This window comes from Micromonospora sp. NPDC049102, from assembly GCF_043197485.1.
GTDB lineage: Bacteria > Actinomycetota > Actinomycetes > Mycobacteriales > Micromonosporaceae > Micromonospora.
This window is the reverse complement of sequence record NZ_JBICTE010000021.1, coordinates 40,133-64,632: the sequence shown is the minus strand read 5'-3', so window position 1 is coordinate 64,632 and position 24,500 is coordinate 40,133. Positions and strand designations below refer to the sequence as shown.

The window sequence follows — 24,500 nt, the reverse complement described above, 5'->3', positions numbered from 1 at the left end:
AGGCACCATGGTCGTCCTCAGTGACCTGCTCACGGATCTGGCCGACGAATCCGCGGACCTGGACGCGCTGGTGGCACCCCTGTCGGTGGCCGATTGGGCCGGCCCGACGCCGGCTGCGGGCTGGACCATCGCGCACCAGATCGCCCACCTCGCCTGGACCGACCACATGGCGCTGCTGGCCGCCACCGACGCCGAGGCGTTCTACGCCACGGTGATGACCGCGCCGGACCCGACCCGCATGGTCGACGCCGGTGCCGAGGCGTTCCTCGCCCCACCCGTCGACCTGCTCGCCCGCTGGCGGACCGGCCGGACGGCGCTCACCGACGCGCTCGTCGCGGTCCCGACCGGCGAGAAGCTGCCCTGGTACGGCACCCGGATGTCGGCCACCTCGATGGCGACCGCCCGGATCATGGAGACCTGGGCACACGGCGAGGACGTGGCCGACACCCTCGGTGTCGCCCGGGCCCCCAGTGATCGCCTCCGGCACGTGGCGCACCTTGGTGTGCGTACCCTCGGGCACGGTTTCGCCGCCCACGGCCGGGAGGCGCCGACGACGCCGGTCCGGGTCGAGTTGGCCGCGCCGGGCGGCGGTACCTGGACCTGGGGTCCGGGGGACGCCGCCGACCGGCTGAGCGGCCCGGCCCGGGACTTCTGTCTCCTGGTCACCCGGCGCCGGCACCGGGCGGACCTCGCACTGTTGGCCACCGGCCCGGTCGCCGACGAATGGCTCGACGTGGCGCAGGCCTTCGCCGGGCCGCCGGGCGACGGCCGCGAGCCGGCCGGCCGCGGCGGAGGCACGGCATGATCCGCGTCGGCAACGCCTCCGGCTTCTACGGCGACCGGTTCACCGCCTGGCGGGAGATGCTCGACGGCGGCGAGTTGGACGTGCTGACCGGCGACTACCTGGCCGAGCTGACCATGCTGATCCTCGGCCGGGACCGGCTGCGTGACGCCGACCTCGGGTACGCGAAGACGTTCCTGCGGCAGTTGGAGACGTGCCTCGGCGCGGCCCTCGACCGGGGGGTACGGATCGTGACCAACGCGGGCGGGTTGAACCCTGCCGGCCTGGCCGCCGCCATCGAGGCGCTCGTCGGCCGCCTGGGCCTGACGGCGAAGATCGGGTACGTCGAGGGCGACGTCCTCCAACGAGCCGACGCGCTCACCGCGAACGCGTACCTGGGCGCGTTCGGGATCGCCGCCTGCCTCGACGCCGGCGCCGACGTCGTGGTGACCGGGCGGGTCACCGACGCGTCGCTGGTGGTCGGTCCGGCCATCGCGCGGTACGGGTGGGGGCGTGACGACCTCGACGAGCTCGCCGGGGCGAGCGTCGCCGGGCACCTCCTGGAGTGTGGCGCGCAGGTCACCGGCGGCAACTTCAGCTTCTTCACCGAACTGCCCGACGGCGGGCACCGGCCCGGCTTCCCGATCGCCGAGGTGCACGCCGACGGCTCGTCCGTGCTCACCAAGCATCCGGGCACCGGTGGCGGGGTCACCGTGGAGACCGTCACCGCCCAACTGTTGTACGAGGTCGGCGGGCCGGCGTACCTGGGGCCGGACGTGGTGACCCGGCTGGACTCGGTGACGCTGCGTCCCGACGGGTCGGACCGGGTGCGCGTCACCGGTGTGCGGGGCACACCGCCGCCGCCCACGCTCAAGGTGGGCGTCAACAATCTCGGTGGCTTCCGGAACTCGATGACGTTCGTCCTCTGTGGGTTGGACATCGAGGCGAAGGCGGGGCTGGTGCGCGGGCAGATCGAGGAGGCGGTGGGCACGGACGGGCTGGAGTTCACCCTCGCCCGCACCGATCACCCGGACGCCGCCGACACCGAGGCGGCCAGCGCCCTGCTGCACGTACACCTGCGCGACAGTGACCGGACGCGGGCCGGGCGGGCGTTCTCGGCCGCCGCCGTGGAGCTGGCGCTGGCCTCGTATCCGGGTTGCACGCTGACCACCCTGCCCGGCGATGCGACACCCTACGGCGTCTTCACGGCCGACACCGTTCCGCAGGGCGAGGTGGGGCACGTGGCGGTCCTGCCCGGTGGCGAGCGGGTACCGATCGCCCCGCCCGTCCGCACGACACCGACCACGCCGGACGAGACGGCGTCGGGCGGCGACGCGGCGGTCACCGGTCCGACCCGGCGCGGAGCGCTCGGTGAGCTGGTCGGCGCGCGCTCCGGCGACAAGGGTAGGGACGCCAACCTCGGCGTCTGGGCGCGCTCCGATGCCGGGTACGCCTGGCTGCGCGCCCGGTTGACCGTCGAACGGTTGGCCGAGCTGCTGCCCGAGACGGCGAACCTGACCGTCCGGCGCTACGAGCTGCCGAACCTGCGCGCGGTGAACTTCGTGATCGAGGGCCTGCTCGGGGCCGGGGTCGCCGCGTCCACCCGGTTCGATCCGCAGGCCAAGGCGCTGGGCGAGCTGCTCCGCGCCCGGATCGTCGACCTGCCGGCAGGAGTCACGCCATGAGCATCGCGAACACCCCGGAGCGCCGACAGCTTCGCGAGTTGACCCGGGCGTTCGTCACCCGGGAGGTGCTGCCGCACCTGGACGACTGGGAGCGGGCCGGCGAGGTCCCCCGGGCGCTGCACGCCACGGCCGCGAAGCTGGGCCTGCTCGGCATCGGCTTTCCCGAGTCGGTCGGCGGCAGCGGCGGCGACCTGCTCGACTCGATCATCGTGACCGAGGAGCTGATTCGCGCCGGTGGGTCGTCCGGGCTGGTCGCGGCCCTGTTCACGCACGGCATCGCGCTGCCGCACATGGTCGCCGCCGCCGGTGCCCGTACCGGTGGATCGCTGGGCGGTCGACTCACCGGCGCCTCGTCGCCGGGTGACGACAGCTTGATCGAGCGGTACGTCCGACCCACCCTGGCCGGCATGATGATCGGCGCCCTGGCCATCACCGAGCCGGACGGCGGCTCAGACGTGGCCGCCATCCGCACGACCGCCATCCGGGACGGCGACCACTACGTGGTGAACGGGTCGAAGACCTACATCACCAGCGGTCACCGGGCCGACTTCGTGACGACGGCGGTGTGCACCGACTTCCCCGGCAGCGGTGAGCTGACCCTGCTCGTGATCGACAAGGACTCGCCCGGGTTCACCGTGGGACGCCGGTTGGAGAAACTGGGCTGGCACTGCTCGGACACGGCCGAGCTGTCCTTCGTGGACGTGCGGGTACCGGTGACCAACCGGATCGGCGCGGAGAACACCGGCTTCCTGGCGATCATGCAGCACTTCGCGGCGGAACGGTTGTCGCTGGCGACGCAGGCGTACGCGACCGCGCAGCGCTGCGTGGAGCTGGCGGTGCGCTGGTGTCGGGACCGGGAGACCTTCGGGCGTCCGCTGGTCGGCCGGCAGGTGGTCCGGCACCGGTTGGCCGAGATGCACACGCGGGCCGAGGCCGCCCGGTCGTACGTGCACGAGGTGGCCGCCCGGGTAGCGGCCGGCGAGCCCGTGGTGACCGAGGTGGCCATGGCGAAGAACGTGGCCGTGGCCGCCTGCGACCACGTCGTCGACCAGGCGCTGCAACTGCACGGTGGCTTCGGCTACCTGCGCGACGCCGAGGTGGAGCGGCACTACCGCGACGCGCGGATCCTCGGCATCGGCGGCGGCACCACCGAGATCATGACCGAGATCATCGCGAAAGGCATGGGCCTATGACGACTCTGGACAGCGTGATCGACCCGGCCGCGCCGGGCTGTGCGGCGAACCGGGCGGCCCTGCTGGAGCGGCTGGCCGAGTTGGATGCCGCGCTCGATCAGGCGCGCGCCGGCGGCGGCGAGAAGTACGTGAGCCGGCACCACGCGCGCGGCAAGCTGCTGCCCCGGGAGCGGATCGAACTGCTTGTCGACGCGGACAGCCCGTTCCTCGAACTGTCGCCGGTCGCCGCCTACGGCACGGACTTCCCGGTCGGCGCCAGCGTGGTCACCGGCATCGGCGTCGTCGAGGGCGTGGAATGCCTGATCGTCGCCAACGACCCGACGGTACGCGGCGGCGCGGTCAACCCGTGGTCGCTCGCCAAGACCCGGCGAGCGGGCGAGATCGCCCTGGCCAACCGGCTGCCGATGGTCAACCTGGTCGAGTCGGCCGGGGCTGACCTGCCGAGCCAGGCGGAGATCTTCATCCCAGGCGGTCGGGTGTTCCGTGACCTGACCCGTCTGTCGGCGGCAGGCATCCCCACCGTGAGCGTGGTGTTCGGCAACGCGACGGCCGGTGGGGCGTACGTGCCGGGGATGTCCGATCACGTGATCATGATTCGGGACCGGTCGCAGGTCTACCTGGCCGGGCCGCCGCTGGTGAAGATGGCGACCGGCGAGGTCACCGACGACGAGTCGCTGGGCGGCGCGGCGATGCACGCCGGCACGTCCGGGCTGGCCGACTACCTGGCCGAGGACGAGCGGGACGGCATCCGGCTGGCCCGACAGTGCGTACGCCGCCTGAACTGGCACAAGCATGGCCCTCCTCCTCGCACAACCGTGCCGACGCCGCCGAAGTACGACCCGGAGGAGTTGCTCGGCATCGTCAGCTCCGATCTGAAGGTGCCGTTCGACCCGCGTGAGGTGCTGGCCCGCATCCTCGACGGCAGCGACTTCGACGAGTTCAAGCCGGCGTACGGGGACTCGCTGGTCACCGGTTGGGGCGAGCTGCACGGTTATCCGGTGGGCGTGCTGGCGAACGCGCGCGGGGTGCTGTTCAGCGCGGAGGCGCAGAAGGCGGCCCAGTTCATCCAGCTCGCCAACGCCTCCGAGACCCCCTTGATCTTCCTGCAGAACACCACCGGTTACATGGTCGGCACCGAGTACGAGCAGCGCGGCATCATCAAGCACGGCGCCCTGATGATCAACGCGGTGTCGAACTCGACGGTGCCGCACCTCACGGTGAACCTCGGGGCCTCGTACGGGGCCGGCAACTACGGCATGTGCGGCCGGGCGTACGAGCCGAGGTTCCTGTTCACCTGGCCGAACGCCAAGTCGGCGGTGATGGGTCCGGCGCAGCTCGCCGGTGTGCTGTCGATCGTGGCCCGGCAGGCTGCCGCCGCCCGCGGCCGGGACTACGACGAGGACTCCGACGCGGCGATGCGGATGATGGTCGAGCAGCAGATCGAGTCGCAGTCGGGTGCGCTGTTCCTCTCCGGCCGACTCTACGACGACGGGGTGATCGACCCTCGGGACACGCGTACCGTCCTCGGGCTCTGTCTCTCGGCGATCCACAACGGACCGGTGAAGGGCGCCGACGGCTTCGGCGTCTTCCGGCATTGAGAGGCAGGCGCAGCGCTGATGATCACCAGACTGCTCGTGGCCAACCGGGGTGAGATCGCCCGCCGGGTCTTCGCCACCTGCCGGGCGATGGGCGTGCAGACCGTCGCGGTGCACTCGGACGCGGACGCCGACGCGCCGTTCGTCGCCGAGGCCGACCAGGCGGTCCGGCTACCCGGTGACACCCCCGCCGAGACGTACCTGCGGGTGGACCTGATCCTGGCGGCGGCCCGGCGCAGCGGCGCGGACGCCGTCCATCCGGGCTACGGGTTCCTCGCCGAGAACGCCGATTTCGCGGCGGCGGTGACCGACGCGGGCCTGACCTGGGTCGGGCCACCGGCCAAGGTCATCGCCGCGATGGGTGACAAGCTGGCGGCGAAGGCACTGCTCGCCGAGGCGGGCGTGCCGATGTTGCCGAGCTGGACCGATGCCGACGAGGTCACCGACTTCCCGGTGCTGGTGAAGGCGTCCGCCGGTGGCGGTGGCCGGGGCATGCGGATCGTCCGGGACGTCGCCGCGCTTGCCGAGGCCGTCGCCTCCGCGCGCCGCGAGGCGGCTGCGGCGTTCGGCGACGGCACGGTCTTCATCGAGCGGTACGTCGAGCGTGGCCGGCACGTCGAGGTGCAGATCTTCGGGGACACGCACGGGACCGTGCACGTCCTCGGCGTCCGGGAGTGCTCGATCCAGCGCCGCCACCAGAAGATCATCGAAGAGGCGCCCGGTCTCGTGGCGGCCGAGGTGCGGGAGCGTCTGCACGAGGCGGCCTTGGCTGCCGGGCGAGCTGTCGACTACGTGGGCGCGGGCACTGTCGAGTTCCTGCTGACGCCCGACGGGGCGATCTACTTCCTGGAGATGAACACCCGGCTCCAGGTGGAGCACCCCGTCACCGAGCTGGTCACGCCGGGCGGGCTGGACCTGGTCCGCTTGCAGTTGCTGGTCGCCGAGGGCGAGCCGCTGTCGGCGCAGCACCACGACCCCGACACCCGCGGCCACGCGATCGAGGTGCGGCTCTGCGCCGAGGAACCGGCGCAGAATTGGCGGCCCGCCACCGGCACGCTGCACCGCTTTCACGTGCCCGGGGTCGACCGCGAGTTCCGCTGGATCGAGCGGGCGGGTCTGCGTCTCGATTCGGGAGTCGTGGACGGTTCGGCGGTCGGCGTCCACTACGACTCGATGTTGGCGAAGGTGATCGCCTGGGCACCCACCCGCGGCGAGGCGGTACGCGCCCTGGCGGGCGCGCTGGCGCGGGCCGAGCTGCACGGGGTGGCGACCAACCGCGACCTGCTGGTCCGGGTGCTACGCAGCCCCGGGTTCGCGGCCGGCGAGATCGACACCGGATTCCTGGACCGGCACCCGGAGGTCTTCGCCCCGCTGCTCCCCGCCGATCGACTCCCGGTCACCGCGCTCGCCGCCGCGCTCACCGGTGCCGTGCGGCGTCGGGCGGACGCTCCGGTCCTCGCCGGGCTCCCCTCCGGCTGGCGTAACGTGCCGGCCGTCCCACAGATCACCCGTTTCGGCGGCCCGGACGGCGAGATCGGGGTGCGCTACCGCCTCGACCGCACCGGCCGGCTCGCCGAGTGGTCGGTGGAACGCGACACCGACGACCGCGACACCGGGGCGTCCACCGTGGAGTTGGTGGAGGCCACCGTTGACCGGGCGGTGCTCGACGTCGACGGGGTCCGGCAGGCGTTCCGCGTACACCGGGTGGGGTCGCAGGTCTTCGTGGACGGCCCGGACGGGGCGGCGAGCCTGGCCGAGCTGCCGCGTCTCCCGCTGCCGACGGTGGAGCTGGCGGCCGGGTCGCTGCTCGCGCCGCTACCGGGCGCGGTGACCCGGGTGCACGTCGAGGTCGGCCAGCGGGTCGCGGCCGGCGATCCACTGCTCACGCTGGAAGCGATGAAGTTGGAACATCCCGTACTCGCCCCCGTCGACGGCGTGGTCGCCGAACTGCCGGTACCGGCCGGCGGTCAGGTGCGGACGGGCGTCGTGCTGGCCGTTATCGAGGAGGACCACCGATGACCTTCGACCTCACCGGAGAGCAGGACCAGTTGCGCGACGCCGTGCGCGCGCTCGGTCGCCGGTACGGCCACGGCTACTTCGTCGAGAAGGCCAAGGCCGGTGAGCACACCACCGAGCTGTGGACCGAGGCGGGCCGGCTCGGCTACCTGGGGGTCAACATTCCCACCGAGTACGGCGGCGGGGGCGGCGGCATCACCGAGCTGGCCATCGTCTGCGAGGAGCTGGCCGCGGCCGGGTGTCCGTTGCTGCTGCTGGTGGTCTCCCCCGCCATCGCGGCCACCGTGATCACCCGACACGGCACCGAGGAGCAGCGCAAACGGCACCTGCCCGGTCTCGCGGACGGCTCGGCGAAGATCGTCTTCGCGATCACCGAGCCGGAGGCCGGCTCCAACTTCCACCGCCTCGGCACGGTCGCCCGCCGCGACGGCGACGACTGGGTGCTCAACGGCCGCAAGTGCTACATCTCCGGCGTCGACGAGGCCGGTCACGTGCTCGTCGTCGCGAGGACCGAGGACTCCTCCACCGGGAAGCTCAAGCCCGCCCTGTTCCTGGTGCCGACCGATGCTGCCGGACTGACCCGGTCCAAGCTGGACATGGAGATCGTCTCGCCGGAGAACCAGTTCCTGCTCTACCTGGACGACGTGCGGGTGCCCGCCGACGCGCTGCTCGGTGAGTCGTTGGACGCCGGGCTGCCGGCGCTCTTCGCCGGGCTCAACCCGGAGCGGATCACGGTGGCCGCGATGGGCGCCGGCACCGGCCGGTACGCCATCGAGCGCGCCAGCGAGTACACCGCCACCCGCAAGGTCTGGGGTGGTCGGAGCATCGGCTCGCACCAGGGGGTGTCGCATCCGCTGGCGCACGCGGCCGTGCAGGTGGAGCTGGCCCGACTGATGATCCAGAAGGCGGCGACCCTCTACGACGCCGGTCGTGACCTGGAGGCCGGGGTGGCCGGCAACATGGCCAAGTACGCGGCCGGGGAGGCCGCCGCGCTCGCCGTGGACACCGCCGTGCAGGCCCTCGGCGGGACCGGCATGACCACCGAGTACGGGGTGGCGACGCTGCTCGGCGCGGTACGGGCCGGCCGGATCGCCCCGGTCAGCCGGGAGATGATCCTCAACTTCGTCGCCCAGCACGTCCTCGGTCAGGAGAAGTCCTACTGAGGGCGACGGTTGAGCGCGGCCGAGGTGTCGTGTGGCACGACAACGGGCGTCGGAGCCCATGGGTGGCTACGGCCCAAGAAGCGCCCCTTAGCCAGCGCCTCCCATCCACGCGGACGGGGGGCGTTCGGCCAGTCACCGACGCTTGAGCCCCTGGACGAACGACGACCAGGCGGACGGGTTGAACGACAGCACCGGTCCCCGCTGGTCTTTGCTGTCCCGGACCCCGACCACGCCGGGCAGGTTGCCTGCCACCTCGACGCACGCGCCACCGTTGCTGTCGCTCCGTGTGGACTTCCGCCACGCCGCGTTAGTGAGGTCCGGGGTCATCATGGTCAACCTCTATTTGATCTCGTCTGCGATCCGCAGGATTAGCTTGCGGGACTCTACCGGCCCGAGGGCTGCCGCCTGGAGGCGATCCCATAACCGAGTGTATGCCCGGACGGCATCGGGACTGTCAAGGTAGTCGGCGTCGGTGAAGGTTTCGACGTAGATAACGTCCGATGCCTCCCCGAACCGCAGAACGATGAAGTTGTATGACGAGGCTACGTAGGTCGCAGCGTTGAGTGGGAACACCTGCACTGTCACGTTCTTGCGGCAGCTGACCTCTGCGATGTGCAGCAACTGCTCTCGCATGGTCGCCCGGTCACCGAGGTTTCGCCGTAGCGCCGACTCGCTCAGGATCAGGCTCAACTCCGGCCCGTCCTCGCGATCGATGACCGCCTGTCGTTCAAGCCGCACTGCGATCTGTCGATCTACGTCGTCACCGTCGATCATCGCTCGGATGTAGGACTCGACCTGAAGAATGCCGGGGATGACTTCGGGCTGGTACCACCGGATCTCTGCCGCATCGGCTTCAAGGTCGAGGTACTGCCGGAACCAGTCCGGGACGACGTTGCGGTAGCCGCTCCACCGCCCACGCTGCCGACCTGCCCGCGCGAGGTCACGCAAGGGCTCGGCTTCGTCGCCGGCCACCCCGTAGAAGTCGAGCAACAGCTTGAGGTCGGTAAGGCGGATGCCGGACTGGCCCAGTTCCAACCGGCTGATCTTGCTCGATGAAGAGTCGATCACCTCGGCAGCTTCATCTTGCGTCTTGCCCGCTGCCTCGCGCGCCCTGCGCAGCTCGTTGCCGAGCCGCCGCCGCTGAATCGTCGGATTGACCATCGCCCGAGTATGGCCGACCTGACGCCGCGTGGCGTAGACCCTCACGGTGTGTTCCCAAACCGTGACTCCATCCGTACGATTAATTTGGACTTGCAGATTAGAGAATCATTTTGATCTTGCGGGAGTGCGGATGGGTCGGCATGTGACGACAGGGAGTACCTGACGGCGGTAGCAATGACCTTGGCTCGCAGGCACAAGCCGGTGTGGTCATGGATCAGGTGGCGGAACGTCTGCAAGTGCGGGAACGAGCTGCCGTGTCGCGCCAGACACAAGATCCCGATCAACCGGGGTCACTGGCCAGGTGAGAGCCGATGACCACACACGGACCGGTGCTGCCGTTGTGGCTGTGTGAGGCGTGCGATCGGCCTTGGCCTTGTGCCACAAGCCGCCTGGAGCTGCTGGGGGAGTACGCCGCGTCGCCGGTAGCCCTCCGGATCTATCTGGGCTCGCACCTGGCGGCAGCTACGCAGGACATGACCTGGGCTCCCGCCGACGCCGTGTACCGCCGGTTCCTCGGGTGGCTGGCGTGAAGCCGGGAGACGTCGTGCTGATCGGGGCCGCCTGCTCGCCGCAGTTCAGCGGGGACCGGGCGCTGATGCTGCGTGTGGTGTCCGTTGGCGAGCCCGACCCCTACCACGACTGGATCTGGGTGACCGGATACGTGCTCGACGCGCGGGGCAACGCCACCGCCAAGCGCGAGGTGTACGTCATGAGGGCCGGGCTGGTCATCCAACGGCGAATCGCCCCGGCGGGTGGTCAACCGAGGCGGTCCAGTTCGCGCGTACGAGTCAGGTAACCCGTGGTGTCGCCGGCGCTCAGCCGGGGGCGCGGCAGGCGGCGTCGATGCGGTGCACCGGCCGTACGCGGCGGCCCAGCCCTTCCAGCAGCGAGTCCTCGACGTGGAAGTCGTGGATGCGTAGCCGGTGCCGGGGCAGCTCCTCCTCGCTGGGGCAGAGCACCTGCGCCCGCACGAGGCCGACCGGCACGTACCGGACCCCACCCCGTTCCTGCAGGATCACCATGTTGACGTCGTCGGTGGTCACCACGTGCCCGCGTACGTCCTCGGTCGGGCCGTTCTCGGCACCCACCGTGGTGACGGTGAGCGGCAACACCGGCGTGCTGATCACCGGCAGCGCGGCCCAGACCAGCATGGCCAGCACCGCCACCTCGGTCACCGACGCCAGCGGACGGATCACCACACCGGGCAGCGGCCCGGCGATGAACAGCGCCAGCACCGGCGGAACCACCAGAAGGGCCAGCACCAGCAGTTCACGCTGCGCGCCAGCGTCGCGCAGCGTGGGGAGCATCAGCCACCCGTACCCGGCGAACAGCGCGACGATCGCCAACAGCCGGGGTACGACCCATTCGTGCAACCGCTCCGGCCGGAGCTGGAACGCGGCCACGAACGCCGGCAGCAACAGCGGCAGGTAGAGCAGCGGCCAGGTGAGCAGGGCCAGCAGGAAGCTCGCCAGCACGAACCACGCCGGGGTGAGGTCCGCCCAGCGGGCGAAGAGCGGGCGGCGTCGGGTGCCCGGCGACAGGCGCTCCACGCTCACGGCCAGCACCGTGCCGAGCGCGAAGACGGCGACCAGCCCGGTGGAGAGCAGTCGGGCCGCGGTGGTCAGGAACCCCGCGAGCAGGTTGACCGTCCCGACGTTCGCGACCAGCAACAGCGTGGTCTGCAGCTCCCCGCCCGCCTCCACGCCGAGCCGGAGCACCGAGAAGATCGCCGGCACGCCCACGGCGGCGGTCCAGAACGACTGGCTGGCGCGCGCCCGCCGCTCCGTCGGGTCCGACCGCGCCGGCACCGCGTCCGTGGCCGATCCGACGGGTACGGCGCTCGGGCCCTCGTCGGCGTCCGCCTCGACGTGGTCCGGCGGCACGGACGCGCGAGGCGTCGGCACCGGGCCGTCGGCGCTCGCGTCACCGGTCGCGGTCCGCGCCGCGCTCACCGCCGGGGCGCCTTGTCGTCGAAGTCGACAAGCTCCGGTACCTCCAGCGGCTGTGGCTGGCTCTTCTCGACGCGCAACCACGGGCCCAGGGTCCGGTTGTACGCCGTCTGCCACGGGCTGGCCTGCCCGTTGCGCCCCTGTAGGTAGCTCTTCTGCAGGAAGAACGCGACCAGGTCACGCAGTGCCGGGTCACCGATCGGCACACCGATGCCCAACAGCTCGCTCGTACCGAAGGGCAGGTCGACGATCTCGAACTCCTTCGGGTACGAGGCGAGGAAGCCCGCGAGGATCGTCTCGTCCGAGCTGACCGCGTCGTACCGACCGGCGCGGATGCCGTTCACGCAGTCCCAGACGTCCTTCACCACCAACGCCTTGACCTGGCGCTTCTCCAACTCGGTCTCGGTGGTGGAGCCACCGCTGGTGCAGATCTTGTAGGCCGGGTTCCGCAGGTCCTCGATGGTGCGGATCTTGTCCTTCAGCCGGACCGGCACCAGCACCTCCTGCGTGGTGACGAAGTACGGCCCGGCGAAGCTGACCACCTTCTTGCGCTCCTCGGTCATCGAGAAGCTGGACACCACCAGGTCGACGGTGCCGCCCTGCAGGTACGGAATCCGGTCCTCGGTGGCCACCGCCACGAATTCCAACTGCTGCTCGCCCTCGTAGCCGAGGGAGGCGGCGATGAACCGACCGATCTCGACGTCGAAGCCGACATGCTGGCCGTTCTGGAGGTCGCCCATCAGCGGCTCGTTGGTGGCGACGCCGATGCGCAGCTTCGACTGACCGTAGATGTGCGACTCGCGCATCTTCTCCTGCACGGAGGACAGGTCCGGCTCCTTGCGGCTGTCGCATCCGGCGGCGGCGGCAAGGGTGAGGGCCAGGGCGACCGCCAGCGTCGTCGCGACCGAGCGGAGCCGGGACTGGGGACTGCGTACGTTCATGGGCGACCTCGCTGACGGTGAAGCCTGCGGAACACCGAGAGTAGCGAGAGCAGTCCAGTGCGTGTGCGTACCGTTCAGTCACGTCGGCTCGTCCGTTCGATCAATGCCGATCGGCGTGGCGTATCGCCTCTCCGGTTGACAGCAGCCCGGGTCACGACATGCTGGAAGGGTGAATCGACTGTCCAGGATCGATGCGCGGATGGTGGCGGCGGTCGCGGCGCCGGGAGCCCTCGCGCTGCTCGTCCTGCTGGTCGTCCTGCGCCGGCAGGACCTCGTCGGGGTGGTTCTCGCGCTGCTGTGCGTGTTGCTGACCATGGTCACCGTGGTCGCCGTGTCGGCCGCGCGTCAGCGGAACGAACCAAAGCCGGCGGACCAGCCGAGCCCGACGGGACCGCCGGACCTGATGCCGTACGGGATCGACGCGGACACGCTGGACGCGCTGGACAGCCGGGACGCGTTGCGTGCGGTGCGTGACCGGGGTCGGACGCGCGGCGGGTTCAGCGACCGGTGAGCGTGGGGATGGTGAGCGCGTCGACGCCCCGACCCGCCAGACACCGATAGACCCGGTCGACGTTGCCGTCCACGGGTGGCAGGACCTCCAGATGCCAGCCGGCCAGCTGGGTGATCTCGGTGGTCAGCCGGAACGTCGTCGCGCTGCACACCTGCCGTACCTGCTCGGCGGCGACCACCTCGTCGTAACCCGCGCCAACGAGCGGCACCGGCAGGATTCCCTCGGCGTACGTCTCCCAGGTGTGCCGGCCGTCGCAGGGGACCCGGGCCGCCTCGGCGCGGCTGCCGCGGATGCGTACCGGGCCGAAGCACTCCAGCTCGGGCAGGCACCGAGCGCCGCTGGGCAGCCCGGTCGGCGCGCCGGCGCCCGTCGAGCAACCGGGCAGCGGCCCGGTCGCCGGTGCCGCGACCTTGGTCACCGAGGGGGACGGGTCGGGCGGCGCGTCACTGCTGGCGATCAAGGCACCGGTGGTGGCCGAGGCAGCGAGCGCCAGCACTCCGGCGCCTCCGAGGAACCAGCGCCGCCGCCAGCGGCGGCCACCGGGAACGCTGGGGCGGGAGTCCTCGACCGGGGGACGAACGCCGGGCTGGCCGGTGCCGTACAGGCCGGGGCCGGGCCGGGTCGGGCCACCGCTGACCGGGGCACCGCTCACCGGGGCGGCCGGCCCGCCGAACGGCAGTGTGGCAAGCAGGTCGTGCAGTTCGAGGGCGGACGGCCGGTCGCCAGGATCGTTGGCCATGCCGAGTCGCAGCACGTCGATCAGCTCGTCCGGCACGCCGGGCAGGCCGGGGATCGGCTGGTTGAACATTTCCAGCACGGTCACCAGGCTGGGATTGCGCTCGGACTGCCAGCGTGGCGGTCGGCCGTGCATCACCGCGTAGAGGGTGGCGCAGAGCGCGTACACGTCGACGGCCGGCGACGGCGGGCTGTGGCTGAACATCTCCGGTGGCGCGTACGCCGGGGTGAGCACCTCCAGGGTGACCGACGCGTCCCGCGCCTCGGCCAGCACGGCCAGGCCGAAGTCGGCGAGCACGGCCGAGTTGAAGTTCGAGTAGAGGATGTTGGCGGGTTTCACGTCCCGGTGGAGCACCCCGGCGCCGTGCGAGTGCGCCAACGCGTCGGCGATCTTGATGCCGAGGTCGCGGGCCTCCACCGGACCGAGCGGCGAGTTGCGCATCCGCTCGGCGTACGAGCCGTCGCACAGTTCCATGATCAGGTACGGGTGCTGGTCGACGGTGACACCCACGTCGAAGAGATCCACCACGTGCGGGTGCGACGACATCCGCCCGGCCGCCCGCGCCTCGCGCAGGAAGCGGGCCTGGTCGCGCTCGCTGTCCAGCGTGCGATTCTCGACCTTGACGGCGACCTCACGGTCGACCGAGATCTGGGTGGCCTGGTAGACAGTCGCATAACCGCCTCGGGCAAACACCCGCAAATCAGTCAGACCCGGCACGATCGGCACCCGCAAGCCGCCGGTCGAGGTGTCGGTCACCGCTCGAAAATACCCAACCCCGCCGGTGGCTCAGCGCGCCGCATCCGCCGAAGCGGCACCGGTCGCACCGGAGGTCTCCGCAGCGGCTCCCGGCGACGCGTCGACGCCAGCCGATGCGGACCCGACGGGGGCGGCCGGCGCGGGGTCGGCCGACTCGGCGACGGGGGCGGTCGGCGTGGCCCGGCGGGCGTCCACGCGGAGTCCGATCGCGGTGGCCACAGCGCCGAGCCCCTCCCACGCGGCGACGCCGAAGAACCGGTCGGGGGCGATGTCGGCCAGCACGGCGATCGTGAACACGGTGAAGGTGACCAACCGGAAGACCACCGTGAAGCGGTAGAACGGCCGCCACTCGGTGACCGTCGCGAGCAGGTAGTAGACGCCCATGTTGAACGCGGCCATCGACGAGGCCAGCAGGAACGTGCCGGTGTGGTCACCGGGGGAACGCGTCGCCGGCACCTCCAACCCGAGCATGCGCAACTGCGCCTCCGGCCAGAGCAGCCCGACGGCACCCATCACGAGCGCCAGAATGCCGAAGACCGCAATGGTCCAGCCGGCGACGGAACGCGGCAGCTTCAAGGTGAGCCTCCCCCAGGCACGGCGACGGTCACCACTGTGGACCACCGCGCGGTGGTGACACGCTAGCCGCTCCCCGGGCCAACCACATCCCCAGAACCGCCAAAACCCACCCAACTCCCAAACCCACCCACCGGCACTGCGGTGAGCGAGGCCCGGTCAGGGGGTCAGGCGTTCCTGTAGGGCTTTGGCAGCCGGTCGTTCGCTGCGCTGTTCGGTGGCGTACGCCAGGCGGACCGCCTCGTTGGCGCAGGAACGGGCCTCGGCCGGGTAGCCGCAGGCCGCCAACGCCTCGGCGAGCACGCTCGCCGCGATCACCTGACTGCGTACGTCCTCCGCAGGTGCGGCGACCGCCCGTCGGGCCCAGTCCAGCGCCTGCTCCCGCTGACCGTGGGCGAGCAGCGCCGACGCGTACCGGGCCATGGTCTGGCGGCGGGACAGGAGCAGGGAGGGCGCGTTGGCGGCGGCCATCGCCACGGGGGCGAGCAGTCCGACCGCGGTCGCCGGGTCACCGGCCGCCAGTCGGGCGGTGGCCAGCAGCACCCGGGGCGCGACCTGCGCCGGCGCCTGCGGGTTGTGCGGTTCGACGGCCGTCAGCACCGCCCGGGCGGCCTGCTCGGCGGTCTCGTGGTCGCCCATGTCCAGCGCCACGGAGCCGCGCAGCGTGCCGGCCATTCCGGTGAGCAGCGGGTGTGAGGTCTGATCGGCGTACGCCAGGGCGTCGGTGAGCAGGTCGGCGGCGTGCTCCGGTTCGCCCAGCCCGCGCGCCACGACGGCACGGACCACCAGCGCGAACCCGCGCCCCCAGTCGTCGGAGACGGCGGCGAACTCGCGGTACGCGCGGCGGGCTTCCCGGTCCGCCTCGGCCAGCTCACCCAGCTCGGCGGTGGCGAATGCCGCGACCGCGCGCAGCGTGCCCACCGCCCACGCCTCGCCGACGCGCTCGCCGAAGGGCAGGAAGACCTGGGCCAGGCGGCACGCCTCCTGCAACCGGCCGGCGAGCAGCCGCGCGAACGCGGTGGTGCCGCGCAGCCACGCCCGACCGTACGGGTCCTTCAACTCGGCGAAGAGCCGGGCGGCCCGGGCGAGCACCGCGTCGGTGCCGGCGAAGTCGCCCCGGGTGGTGGTCACCCACGCCAGGTTCTGCAGCGACCAGGCCTGCCCACGCCGATCCTGCGCGCCGAGGCTGACCTGGTACGCGGCGGCCAACCTGCTGCTCGCCTGACTCAGTCGACCGGCCACGAAGTCGCCCATGCCGAGCCGGCGCATCGCGGACGCGCGCAGCGTGGGCAGCCCTCCGGCGGTCGCCACCTGCAACGCCTCCTGCCAGGCGGCCTCCGCCCGGTCCTGGTCACCGAGGGTCTGCTGGGCCTGCCCGGCGAGCAGCAGGGCGCTGGCCCGGGTGGCGTCGTCCCCCGTGTTCGCGGCGATCTTCTCGGCGAAGGCGAGCGCGTCGACGACCCGACCGATCTGTAGCAGCGCGCGGGCGTGCACCACCCGGTCGTCCGCTGGCACGCCCCCGTCGCGGGCGAGTTCGCTGGCGCGTTCCGCGTACTCGACGGCGAGTGCGGGCTCCCCGGCGGACAGCGACCGGCGGGCGGCCCGGCCGAGCGCGGCGATCCCGAGCGGGACCACGGCGCGGGCCGACGCGTCCGGCCGTAGTTTCACCGCGTCGGCGAGCGTGGCGGCCCGCTGGACGTGTGCGGCGACGAAGTCGTCGCGGGTCTCCTCGGAGAAACCGCCCGCGGTGACACCCTCGGCCGGCGCGGCCCAGCGGGCCAGCGCGGCGTGCCGCTCGGCCAGTTCGGCCTTGCTCACCCCGGCGTACGCGGCCTCGCGCATGAGCGGGGTGGCGAACGCGTATCCGGTGCGGGTGCGGTGCAGCATGCGGCGTTGCAGCAGCTCCTCGACGGCCCGGTCGAACTCCACGGCGACCACCGCCGACGGTCTGCCGTCCCGGCCGGCCCGCTGCTCACGAAGCGCTTCGAGCGAGCCGGTCGGGACGGTGTCGCCGACGACGGCGGCGTCGCGCAGCACGGAGCGGGCGTCCGGTGGCAGCGCGTCGATGCGGGCGGCGAGAACGGCCGCGAGGTCCCGGGAGAGCAGCCGGCTGCCCAGCGAGCCCGGTACCAGCCGCCAGCCGGACGAGTCCTGGCCCCGCGTGCCGGCAGCGGTGGTCAGCGCGCCGCGCTCGATCAGCAGGGTGACCAGCTCGGCCAGGTAGAACGGGTTGCCCTGGGCGGTGGCGAGCAGCCGGTCCGCGTCGGCCGGCGGCAACTTTCCGCCGCCGAGGTAGCTGGTGAGCAGGCGGGCGGCGTCGGCACCCCGCAGCGGCGGCAGGGAGTGCACCTCGGCGTCCGCGACGCGGGTCAACGCACCGGCGGTACGGACCAGTTCGGGGCGCCCGAGCAGCAGGACGAGCACCGGACCGGCCAGTCGGGACAGGGTCAGCCCGAGAGCGCTGATGGTCTCGGCGGTCGCGTCGTGCAGGTCGTCCACCACGATCACCAGCGGCGCTTCCGCGGCGAGCCCGCTGAGCAGGTCGGCCACCGCGTTCGGCACCGCCTCGGCGTCGGCGGCGGGTGCGCCCCACTCGCCGTTGTCGGTGCCGCCGTGCGCGGGCAGTTCGGCGTAGCCGAGCAGGGCGAGCAGTTGGTCGTTGACGATCGGTGCCGTCTCGCCGGTGCGGGCGAGCCGCTGACCGAGTCGTCGCAGCCGCTCCTCCACCGCCGGCCGGGTCAGCGCGGTGGCTGCGTCGGCGGGCAGACCGACCGCGGCGCGGACCAGGTCGGCCAACGGTGCGAGCCGACGCCGCTCACCGAAGGCGGCGCAGCGCACCGACAGCACCCGGGCGCCGGTGTGCGCCGCGTACCGGCCGGCGCCCACGTCGTACCCGGCCGCGAGGCGCTCGACCTCGGCGGCGAACCGGGACTTGCCGATGCCCGCCTCGGCGGTCATCAGCAGCACACGGGGATCACCCTGGTCGATGACCTCGGCGAGCCGGCCGGCGACCCGCCCGATCTCGGTCTCCCGACCCACGTAGGGCGCCTCGTCGCCGAGACCCGAGCGGGTGCCCGGCGCGTCCAGCAGGCCCAGCAGCTCGTACGCCTCGACCGGCTCGCGCTTACCCTTGAGCCGCAGCGGGCGCAGCGCCCGCCACGAGGCGACGTGTCGGGTGGCGGCGGCGGTACGTCCACCGGCGTAGACCGCGCCCACGGCGGCGGCGTCGGCCAGCCGGGCGGCGGTGTTCACCGTGTCGCCGATGACCGTGTACTCGATGGCGGCCTGGATGCCCGCGATGACGTCGCCGGTGTTCAGGCCGACCCGCAGGCCGAGCGGCGCGCCGCCACCGCGCTCGTCGTCCAGCACCCGGCGCACGGCCCGCTGCATCGACAGGGCGGCCCGCACGGCCCGTTCGGCATCGTCCTCGTGCGCCACCGGGGCGCCGAAGACCGCCATGATCCCGTCGCCGGTCAACTTGTCGACGTGCCCGCCGAAGGTCTTCACCGCGCCGGCCAGGGCCGCGAGCACGCGGTCGGTGACCGCGCCAACGCGTTCCGGGTCGAGGTCCTCCGACCAGGAGGTGAACTCGGAGAGGTCACCGAAGAGAACGGTGACGACCCGACGCTCGGCCGCCGGCAACGTGGCGGCAGCCGGCAGCGCGGCACCGCAGTTGTGGCAGAACCGTGCGCCGGGGACAGCGACTGTTCCGCACACCGGGCAGGTCACATGTGCTCCAACCCACTGACCCCCGGCGCAGATTCCCCGGTGTCGACGCCCAGATACTCCAACTGGGCACGTACCGACCATTCCGCCGCCCACCAGAGTGAGCGGTCGACGTCCGCGTAGACGGCGGCGACCACGTCGGTGGGCGTCCGCGCGCCGGCGGCGACCGCCGCGCGGACCTGGTCGAGCCGGGCCCGGCGGTGGGCGAGGTAGAACGACGCGGCCGCGGCGCAGTCGGCCAGCGCCGGGCCGTGTCCGGGCAGCGCGGGAATTCCGGAGTACGCGGACAGCAGCTCCAGGCTGCGGAGGTAGTCGCCGAGGTGCCCGTCGGGGTGGGCCACCACGGTGGTGCCCCGACCGAGGATGGTGTCACCGGTGAGCACCACCTGCTCGTCGTCGTGCTCGACCAGGAGGCAGACCGAGTCGGCGGTGTGCCCGGGGGTGGGCAGCAGCCGGATGCCGAGGCTCTCGTCGAGCACGGTGTCGGCGCTCAACGGCGTCCCGCCGTTGGTGTGCGCCGGGTCGGCGGCGAGCACCGGCATGCCGCCGAGCATCGCGCCGAGCCTCGGGGCGCCCTCGGTGTGGTCCGCGTGGCCGTGGGTGATCAGGATCAGCCCGATCGGGCCGTGCTCCGCGATCCGCTTGAGGTGCCCCTCGTCGGCCGGCCCCGGGTCGACCACCACGGCGTACTCGGCCCGTGGCCCGCGCAGGACCCACGTGTTGGTGCCGTCGAGGGTCATCGGCCCCGGGTTGGGCGCGCGCAGCAGCGAAACCCAGGTCGGCAGCTCCTCGGCCAACGCCGCTGCCGCCCCCGTCGAGTGCCCGCTCATGGCAGCGATCGTACGACGCCGCCCCCCACTCCCCGCGATCTTGCACTTCCTGCTGTTGCTTCGTACCTGTTCACGGCATTCGTCGGGACAGAAAGTGCAAGATCGCGGGCGGGGTCAGGCGACTTCGACGATCAGTTCGATCTCCACCGGGGCGTCCAGGGGGAGTTCGGCCACGCCTACCGCGCTTCTCGCGTGACGGCCGGCCTCGCCGAAGACGGCGCCCAACAGGTCGGAGGCACCGTTGACAACCGCGGGCTGGCCGACGAACCCGGGGGCCGAGGCCACGAACCCGGTCACCTTGACCACCTTGACCACGTTCTCCAGGCCGACCAGCGAGTCGACCGCCGCCAGCGCGTTGAGCGCGCACCGCTCGGCGAGGTCCTTTGCCTGCTCGGCGGAGATCCCGGCACCGACCTTGCCGGTAGCCAGGAGCTTGCCGTCGGCGATCGGCACCTGACCGGAGACGTACACGTGCTGCCCGGACTGCACCGCCGGCACGTAGCTGGCCACCGGAGGGACCACGTCGGGCAGCTCGAGGCCCAGCTCGGCGAGCTTGGCGTGCGGACCGTTGCTCATCGCGTCACCTCTTCGTTCGCGATCGCGGAACGTCGCAGCGCCGGACTTCCCGCCCTCACGCCTTGGGCCGCTTCAGGTACGCCACCAGCTGATCCGGATTCGGGCCGGGGACCACGGCGACGAGTTCCCACCCGTCCTCACCCCAGTTGTCGAGGATCTGCTTGGTCGCGTGGACCAGCAGAGGGACCGTGGAGTATTCCCACTTCTGCATCGCTGGAGGGCTCCCTCATGGTGCGGACTTCGTCGAGGCACAGCCTACGGTCCGCTGGCCGGGCGAGGCGCGGGACGCTGCTCCGGCGTGGCCGGCAGCTCTCCACAGGGCCCGTCGTGCCCGTACCCCTGGGGACAGCGCGAACGGTCGGGCAGCAACAGGTCGCAGAAGACCCGGTGCCTGTTGTTCTGGTCGTCCGCGTTGGACACGGTCGTCTCACCGGCGTCCAGCTCCGGCAGGAAGCCCAGCGACACGGCGACCCGGTTGGCCAGCACGGTCGCCGCCGCCAGGTCGGGCACCCGGATCGGCAGGTGGATGACGAAGCCAGGCTCGTCGTCGTCCCGCAGTCGGTTCGACGCCCGGGCCATGTCCGGCGGTTCCGGAACCCGACGGTACGACCGCTCGTTGATGGGCAGGTTGCCGAGGTGCCCACCGGTGAACTCACCCGCGGACCCGAGCCGCCGCTGCCGGTCGTTCGTCGGAAACTGGGTGCGAGGGATGTTGTCCGCGTCGCGCATGAACTGCCTCCGGTCGTACCTCTCGGATCACGCTTCCGGTCGGGATCAACCAACCGTTCCGGTCCCCCGCACCGGGACGAAGGTAGGTCCGCGGAAGCGGGTAAGCCAACAGGGCGCGCACGATCAGTCACCCGGAGTCACATATTTGACAGACTGTGGGCAGGAATCCCGATTGCGGTGGTGTCACTGGCCGCTTCTCCGGGTCGATGGGTGACGTACGGCGCGGTAGGGGCGACACCGAACCCACGGCTGGCCGCTACCCTTCCGGTCGGACGGTCGCGCTGCGCCCGGCCGCCCGCTCGATCTCGCTCGGCGCCAGGGGTGGCGGCCGGGCGCCGCACCCCCGGGGGAACGAGATGACCCAACCGCCCAGCGGCGACCAGGCCGGCCCGCGCGCTCTTCCGCCGGCACACCCCGACGCCGTCGGCCAGCCCGAGGCGCAGGCCGTCGAAGGACAGTCCGACCCGACGGCCTCCACCGAGGAATCCGGCGCACCGACCAGCCAGGAGCGATCCGCCACGCCGAGCGCCCCAGGTCAGCCGGCCCTTCCCGCCCAGCCCGGCCCGCCCACCCACCTCGGTCAGCCCGTCGGGTCCGGCCAGCCGGCTCTCCCCAGCCAGCCAGCCCTCCCCAGCCGGGCCGCCGAGTCCGGCCCTCCGGCCCCCGCTGGGCAGCCCGCCTTCCAGGGCCAGCCCGCCTTGCCCGGGCAGATCACCGGGTCCGGGCAGCCCACCACTCCTGGTCAGCCCGCCTCCCCCGGTCAGCTCCCCGCACAGCCCGGAATTCCGGCCCAGCCCGGCCCGCCCGGCGGCGCCCCGCAGACCGAGGACCCGGCCGGTACGTCTGCGGCCCCCGTCTCCCCGGGCGCGATCCCGCCGCCACCGCCCGGCTACCCGCCGTACGCGGGCACCGCCGAGCCGAAGAAGAAGCGCGGCCTGCTGATCGCGCTCATCGCGCTGGCCGTGATCATGGTGCTCTGCGTGGGGGGTGGGGTGGTGACGTTCCTGACCCTGCGCGACGCCGAGTCCGGCGAGGGCGCGAAGGAGCCGGCGGTCGCCGTGGACGAGTTCCTCACGGCCGTCTACAAGGACCGGGACGCCACCAAGGCCGCCGAGCACGTCTGCGCCGCCTCGCGCGACGACAAGAAGATCGCCGCCAAGGTGGCCGAGGTGCAGAAATACGCCTCCGCGTACCAGAACCCCCGGTTCAGGTGGACCACCCCGAAGGTCGACAACCAGACCGGCGACCGGGCCACCGTCTCCACGCGGATCACCATGACCACGGCCGACGAGAAGGTGGCCGACCAGGACCTGCGCTTCACCGTGGTGCAGAAGGCGGGTTGGTGGGTCTGCGAGGTCGCCTGACCCGTCGCCCTGGATAGGCTCGACGGGTGCGTGCACCTGAGCGGCCGTCCGACCCGGCCGGTACCGGATGGTCGGCCCGCCTCCACGTCGTCACCGGCAAGGGCGGCACCGGCAAGACCAGCGTGGCGGCGGCCCTGGCCCTGGCGCTGGCCGCCGGTGGCCGGCGCACCCTGCTGGTGGAGGTCGAGGGCCGGCAGGGCATCGCCCAACTCTTCGGTCTCGACCCGCTGCCGTACGAGGAGCGGCACCTCGCCGACGCGCCGGGCGGCGGTGAGGTGCGCGCGCTCGCGGTGGATGCCGAGGAGGCCCTGCTCGAGTACCTGGACATGTTCTACAAGCTCGGGGCGGCGGGGCGGGCGCTGCGCAAGCTCGGTGCCATCGACTTCGCCACCACCATCGCTCCCGGACTGCGGGACGTGCTGCTCACCGGCAAGGTGAAGGAGGCCACCACCCGCACCTCGGGGCAGCGGCGCGCGTACGACGCCGTGGTGCTGGACGCGCCGCCGACCGGTCGGATCGGCCGTTTCCTCAACGTCACGGCCGAGACGGCCCGGCTCGCCAAGGTCGGCCCGATCAAGACCCAGAGCGAGGGGGTCTCCGCGCTGCTGCGCTCCCCCATGACCGCCGTCCACGTGGTCACGCTGCTGGAGGAGATGCCGGTACAGGAGACGGTGGACGCCATCGCCGACCTGACCTCCCTCGGCTTCGGCATCGGGAAGGCGATCGTCAACGGCGCCCGGCCCCCGCTGTCGGCGGGCCCGGCGGTCACCGCCGCGGAGCTGCGGCGCGGCCTGGTCGCCGCCGGACTGCCGGCGGATCAGGACATCGTGGCCGGGTTGCACGACGAGGCACGGGACCAGCTCATCCGGCGCGAACTGGAGGATTCGCTCCGCGCCGACCTGGTGGAGCTGGGGCTGCCGATGGTCGAGCTGCCGTTGCTACCCGACGGGGTGGATCGGGCGGGTCTCGCGACCCTGGCCCAGGCCCTCGTCAGCGCCGATTGACTCACACCTGAGCTCAGCACGGGCGCGTGGACCGACGCGGCCCGATACGCTCGATTGGTGCCTTCCGAAGACGCGGCGCCGCAGCTGGACGTCGACCAGATCCTCGCCGACCCGGGCGTGCGGATCGTCGTGTGCTGCGGTGCCGGCGGAGTGGGAAAGACGACCACCGCCGCGGCGCTGGCGCTGCGGGCCGCCGAACAGCACGGACGCCGCACGGTGGTGCTCACCATCGACCCGGCCCGCCGGCTCGCCCAGTCGCTGGGCCTGACCGAGCTGGACAACACGCCCCGGCAGGTCAAGGGCATCGACGTCGAGGCCAGCGGCGGTGAGCTGCACGCCATGATGCTGGACATGAAGCGCACCTTCGACGACGTGGTGCTCCAGCACACCGACCCGACGAAGGCCGCGGAGATCTTCGCGAACCCGTTCTACCAGGCCATGAGCTCGACATTCGCCGGCACGCAGGAGTACATGGCGATGGAGAAGCTGGGCCAGTTGCACGCGCGCGGCGAGTGGGACCTGATCGTGGTGGACACTCCGCCGTCCCGCTCGGCGCTGGATTTCCTGGACGCGCCGGCCCGGCTCTCCCGCTTCCTCGACGGTCGGATGCTGCGCCTGCTGCTGGCACCGGCTCGCAGTGGCGGGCGGAGCATGTTCAGCCTGGTGACCGCGTCGTTCGGGATGTTCTCGAAGGTGGTGCAGAAGGTGCTCGGCGCGCAGCTGCTCACCGACCTGTCCGGCTTCGTGGCCGCGCTGGATTCGATGTTCGGGGGCTTCCGGCAGCGGGCCGAGCAGACGTACCGCATCCTGCAGGCGCGGGAGACGGCTTTCGTGCTGGTCGCGACGCCGGAGCCGGACGCGGTCCGGGAGGCCGCCTACTTCGCGGGCCGACTGGGCGAGGAGAAGATGCCGCTGGCCGGCCTGGTGCTCAACCGCGTGCACCGACCGGTGGTTCCGCAGCTCGACGCCGAGCGGAGTCGGGTCGCCGCGGAGCGGCTGGCCGAGCTGGGTGGGCACGGGGCCACGGCCGACGTGCTGCGGGCGCACGCCGCGCTGGCTCGTCAGGCGGTACGCGAGCAGCAGGTCGCCGCGCGCTTCACCGAGGCGTTCCCGGCGGTGCCGGCGGTGTCGGTGACGGCGCAGCCCGCCGACGTGCACGACGTCGACGGGCTACGGACGATCGGCGCGGCGATCAGCCGGTCGTGATCGGC

23 protein-coding genes are annotated in these 24,500 nt (G+C 72.1%); 12 read left to right on the top strand and 11 right to left on the bottom strand.

Annotated features, from left to right (window positions below):
* Window positions 1–7 precede the first annotated feature (7 nt).
* The 6 genes from ACGFH9_RS20235 to ACGFH9_RS20210 are packed head-to-tail and all read left to right on the top strand — an operon-like array spanning window position 8 to window position 8,433.
* A complete protein-coding gene (locus tag ACGFH9_RS20235; RefSeq protein WP_393221434.1) occupies window positions 8–805 on the top strand; it encodes a TIGR03084 family metal-binding protein in 798 nt (265 codons plus the stop codon).
* Window positions 802–2,466 (top strand): acyclic terpene utilization AtuA family protein, encoded by a 1,665-nt coding sequence (locus ACGFH9_RS20230; RefSeq protein WP_393221432.1) that lies wholly within the window; start codon window positions 802–804, stop codon window positions 2,464–2,466. Before ACGFH9_RS20235 ends, ACGFH9_RS20230 begins: the two co-directional genes overlap by 4 nt.
* Entirely contained in the window at window positions 2,463–3,659 is a 1,197-nt protein-coding gene (locus ACGFH9_RS20225) for an acyl-CoA dehydrogenase family protein (protein WP_393221429.1), read from the top strand. Before ACGFH9_RS20230 ends, ACGFH9_RS20225 begins: the two co-directional genes overlap by 4 nt.
* Window positions 3,656–5,257, top strand: a complete 1,602-nt coding sequence (locus tag ACGFH9_RS20220; RefSeq protein ID WP_393221426.1) for an acyl-CoA carboxylase subunit beta — start codon at window positions 3,656–3,658, stop codon at window positions 5,255–5,257. Before ACGFH9_RS20225 ends, ACGFH9_RS20220 begins: the two co-directional genes overlap by 4 nt.
* Window positions 5,258–5,275: 18 nt before the next feature.
* The gene (locus ACGFH9_RS20215) at window positions 5,276–7,273 is read left to right on the top strand and encodes an acetyl/propionyl/methylcrotonyl-CoA carboxylase subunit alpha (protein WP_393221423.1); all 1,998 of its coding nucleotides are present in this window, start codon (window positions 5,276–5,278) and stop codon (window positions 7,271–7,273) included.
* Window positions 7,270–8,433 carry an acyl-CoA dehydrogenase family protein gene (locus ACGFH9_RS20210; protein ID WP_393221420.1) on the top strand — a complete coding sequence of 388 codons (1,164 nt, stop codon included), beginning with the start codon at window positions 7,270–7,272 and terminating at the stop codon, window positions 8,431–8,433. Before ACGFH9_RS20215 ends, ACGFH9_RS20210 begins: the two co-directional genes overlap by 4 nt.
* Before the next feature lie 132 nt (window positions 8,434–8,565).
* Here ACGFH9_RS20210 and ACGFH9_RS20205 read toward each other — a convergent pair whose 3' ends face one another.
* Both ACGFH9_RS20205 and ACGFH9_RS20200 read right to left on the bottom strand, forming a co-directional pair.
* Window positions 8,566–8,763 carry a DUF397 domain-containing protein gene (locus ACGFH9_RS20205; RefSeq protein ID WP_393221417.1) on the bottom strand — a complete coding sequence of 66 codons (198 nt, stop codon included), beginning with the start codon at window positions 8,761–8,763 and terminating at the stop codon, window positions 8,566–8,568.
* Between the two features lie 9 nt (window positions 8,764–8,772).
* Window positions 8,773–9,594 (bottom strand): helix-turn-helix domain-containing protein, encoded by an 822-nt coding sequence (locus ACGFH9_RS20200; RefSeq protein ID WP_393221414.1) that lies wholly within the window; start codon window positions 9,592–9,594, stop codon window positions 8,773–8,775.
* A 311-nt stretch (window positions 9,595–9,905) separates the two neighbouring features.
* Between ACGFH9_RS20200 and ACGFH9_RS20195 the strand changes: the two genes are divergently transcribed.
* Together ACGFH9_RS20195 and ACGFH9_RS20190 are read left to right on the top strand one after the other, a co-directional pair.
* Window positions 9,906–10,124 (top strand): hypothetical protein, encoded by a 219-nt coding sequence (locus ACGFH9_RS20195; RefSeq protein WP_393221412.1) that lies wholly within the window; start codon window positions 9,906–9,908, stop codon window positions 10,122–10,124.
* Window positions 10,121–10,390: a hypothetical protein gene (locus tag ACGFH9_RS20190; RefSeq protein WP_393221409.1), complete on the top strand. Its 270-nt coding sequence runs from the start codon at window positions 10,121–10,123 to the stop codon at window positions 10,388–10,390. Before ACGFH9_RS20195 ends, ACGFH9_RS20190 begins: the two co-directional genes overlap by 4 nt.
* 19 nt (window positions 10,391–10,409) lie before the next feature.
* On the opposite strand, the gene ACGFH9_RS20185 is transcribed toward ACGFH9_RS20190, so the two are convergent.
* Both ACGFH9_RS20185 and ACGFH9_RS20180 read right to left on the bottom strand, forming a co-directional pair.
* Window positions 10,410–11,546, bottom strand: coding sequence for a hypothetical protein (locus tag ACGFH9_RS20185; RefSeq protein WP_393221406.1), 1,137 nt, complete (start codon window positions 11,544–11,546; stop codon window positions 10,410–10,412).
* Window positions 11,543–12,484, bottom strand: a complete 942-nt coding sequence (locus tag ACGFH9_RS20180; RefSeq protein WP_393221403.1) for a transporter substrate-binding domain-containing protein — start codon at window positions 12,482–12,484, stop codon at window positions 11,543–11,545. Before ACGFH9_RS20180 ends, ACGFH9_RS20185 begins: the two co-directional genes overlap by 4 nt.
* 169 nt (window positions 12,485–12,653) lie before the next feature.
* Here ACGFH9_RS20180 and ACGFH9_RS20175 point away from each other — a divergent pair, with 169 nt between their 5' ends.
* The gene (locus ACGFH9_RS20175; RefSeq protein ID WP_393221401.1) at window positions 12,654–12,995 is read left to right on the top strand and encodes a hypothetical protein; all 342 of its coding nucleotides are present in this window, start codon (window positions 12,654–12,656) and stop codon (window positions 12,993–12,995) included.
* Here the strand turns inward: ACGFH9_RS20175 and ACGFH9_RS20170 are convergent.
* The 7 genes from ACGFH9_RS20170 to ACGFH9_RS20140 form a co-directional block, all read right to left on the bottom strand.
* Complete coding sequence (locus ACGFH9_RS20170; protein ID WP_393221399.1) at window positions 12,982–14,487, bottom strand: serine/threonine-protein kinase; 1,506 nt, start codon at window positions 14,485–14,487, stop codon at window positions 12,982–12,984. The genes ACGFH9_RS20175 and ACGFH9_RS20170 overlap by 14 nt on opposite strands.
* Before the next feature lie 30 nt (window positions 14,488–14,517).
* Complete coding sequence (locus ACGFH9_RS20165; protein ID WP_393221396.1) at window positions 14,518–15,063, bottom strand: hypothetical protein; 546 nt, start codon at window positions 15,061–15,063, stop codon at window positions 14,518–14,520.
* 156 nt (window positions 15,064–15,219) lie between these two features.
* Window positions 15,220–18,789 (bottom strand): adenylate/guanylate cyclase domain-containing protein, encoded by a 3,570-nt coding sequence (locus ACGFH9_RS20160; protein ID WP_393221394.1) that lies wholly within the window; start codon window positions 18,787–18,789, stop codon window positions 15,220–15,222.
* Window positions 18,786–19,616, bottom strand: a complete 831-nt coding sequence (locus ACGFH9_RS20155) for an MBL fold metallo-hydrolase (RefSeq protein ID WP_393221391.1) — start codon at window positions 19,614–19,616, stop codon at window positions 18,786–18,788. The genes ACGFH9_RS20160 and ACGFH9_RS20155 overlap by 4 nt, the downstream gene beginning before the upstream one ends.
* A gap of 114 nt (window positions 19,617–19,730) precedes the next feature.
* Complete coding sequence (locus tag ACGFH9_RS20150) at window positions 19,731–20,192, bottom strand: RidA family protein (RefSeq protein WP_393221388.1); 462 nt, start codon at window positions 20,190–20,192, stop codon at window positions 19,731–19,733.
* Window positions 20,193–20,247: 55 nt separating this feature from the next.
* Entirely contained in the window at window positions 20,248–20,403 is a 156-nt protein-coding gene (locus tag ACGFH9_RS20145; RefSeq protein ID WP_007466198.1) for a DUF4177 domain-containing protein, read from the bottom strand.
* Between the two features lie 44 nt (window positions 20,404–20,447).
* Window positions 20,448–20,921 carry a hypothetical protein gene (locus ACGFH9_RS20140; protein WP_355238667.1) on the bottom strand — a complete coding sequence of 158 codons (474 nt, stop codon included), beginning with the start codon at window positions 20,919–20,921 and terminating at the stop codon, window positions 20,448–20,450.
* 782 nt (window positions 20,922–21,703) lie between these two features.
* Here ACGFH9_RS20140 and ACGFH9_RS20135 point away from each other — a divergent pair.
* Genes ACGFH9_RS20135 through ACGFH9_RS20125 form a run of 3 tightly spaced genes read left to right on the top strand, consistent with a single transcriptional unit; the run spans window position 21,704 to window position 24,495 of the window.
* Window positions 21,704–22,285 (top strand): hypothetical protein, encoded by a 582-nt coding sequence (locus tag ACGFH9_RS20135; protein ID WP_393221522.1) that lies wholly within the window; start codon window positions 21,704–21,706, stop codon window positions 22,283–22,285.
* A 26-nt stretch (window positions 22,286–22,311) separates the two neighbouring features.
* Entirely contained in the window at window positions 22,312–23,289 is a 978-nt protein-coding gene (locus tag ACGFH9_RS20130) for an ArsA-related P-loop ATPase (protein WP_393221384.1), read from the top strand.
* Window positions 23,290–23,343: 54 nt separating this feature from the next.
* Window positions 23,344–24,495, top strand: coding sequence for an ArsA family ATPase (locus tag ACGFH9_RS20125; protein ID WP_393221381.1), 1,152 nt, complete (start codon window positions 23,344–23,346; stop codon window positions 24,493–24,495).
* The last annotated feature ends 5 nt before the right edge of the window (window positions 24,496–24,500 follow it).

Bases quoted from the DNA above. Each gene is read 5' to 3' on its own strand.
- ACGFH9_RS20230 (WP_393221432.1), top strand. From the start codon at position 802: ATGATCCGCGTCGGCAACGCCTCCGGCTTCTACGGCGACCGGTTCACC.
- ACGFH9_RS20215 (WP_393221423.1), top strand. From the start codon at position 5,276: ATGATCACCAGACTGCTCGTGGCCAACCGGGGTGAGATCGCCCGCCGG.
- ACGFH9_RS20145 (WP_007466198.1), bottom strand. From the start codon at position 20,403: ATGCAGAAGTGGGAATACTCCACGGTCCCTCTGCTGGTCCACGCGACC.
- ACGFH9_RS20155 (WP_393221391.1), bottom strand. From the start codon at position 19,616: ATGAGCGGGCACTCGACGGGGGCGGCAGCGGCGTTGGCCGAGGAGCTG.
- ACGFH9_RS20200 (WP_393221414.1), bottom strand. From the start codon at position 9,594: ATGGTCAATCCGACGATTCAGCGGCGGCGGCTCGGCAACGAGCTGCGC.
- ACGFH9_RS20210 (WP_393221420.1), top strand. From the start codon at position 7,270: ATGACCTTCGACCTCACCGGAGAGCAGGACCAGTTGCGCGACGCCGTG.
- ACGFH9_RS20150 (WP_393221388.1), bottom strand. From the start codon at position 20,192: ATGAGCAACGGTCCGCACGCCAAGCTCGCCGAGCTGGGCCTCGAGCTG.
- ACGFH9_RS20235 (WP_393221434.1), top strand. From the start codon at position 8: ATGGTCGTCCTCAGTGACCTGCTCACGGATCTGGCCGACGAATCCGCG.
- ACGFH9_RS20140 (WP_355238667.1), bottom strand. From the start codon at position 20,921: ATGCGCGACGCGGACAACATCCCTCGCACCCAGTTTCCGACGAACGAC.
- ACGFH9_RS20205 (WP_393221417.1), bottom strand. From the start codon at position 8,763: ATGATGACCCCGGACCTCACTAACGCGGCGTGGCGGAAGTCCACACGG.
- ACGFH9_RS20220 (WP_393221426.1), top strand. From the start codon at position 3,656: ATGACGACTCTGGACAGCGTGATCGACCCGGCCGCGCCGGGCTGTGCG.
- ACGFH9_RS20195 (WP_393221412.1), top strand. From the start codon at position 9,906: ATGACCACACACGGACCGGTGCTGCCGTTGTGGCTGTGTGAGGCGTGC.
- ACGFH9_RS20225 (WP_393221429.1), top strand. From the start codon at position 2,463: ATGAGCATCGCGAACACCCCGGAGCGCCGACAGCTTCGCGAGTTGACC.
- ACGFH9_RS20180 (WP_393221403.1), bottom strand. From the start codon at position 12,484: ATGAACGTACGCAGTCCCCAGTCCCGGCTCCGCTCGGTCGCGACGACG.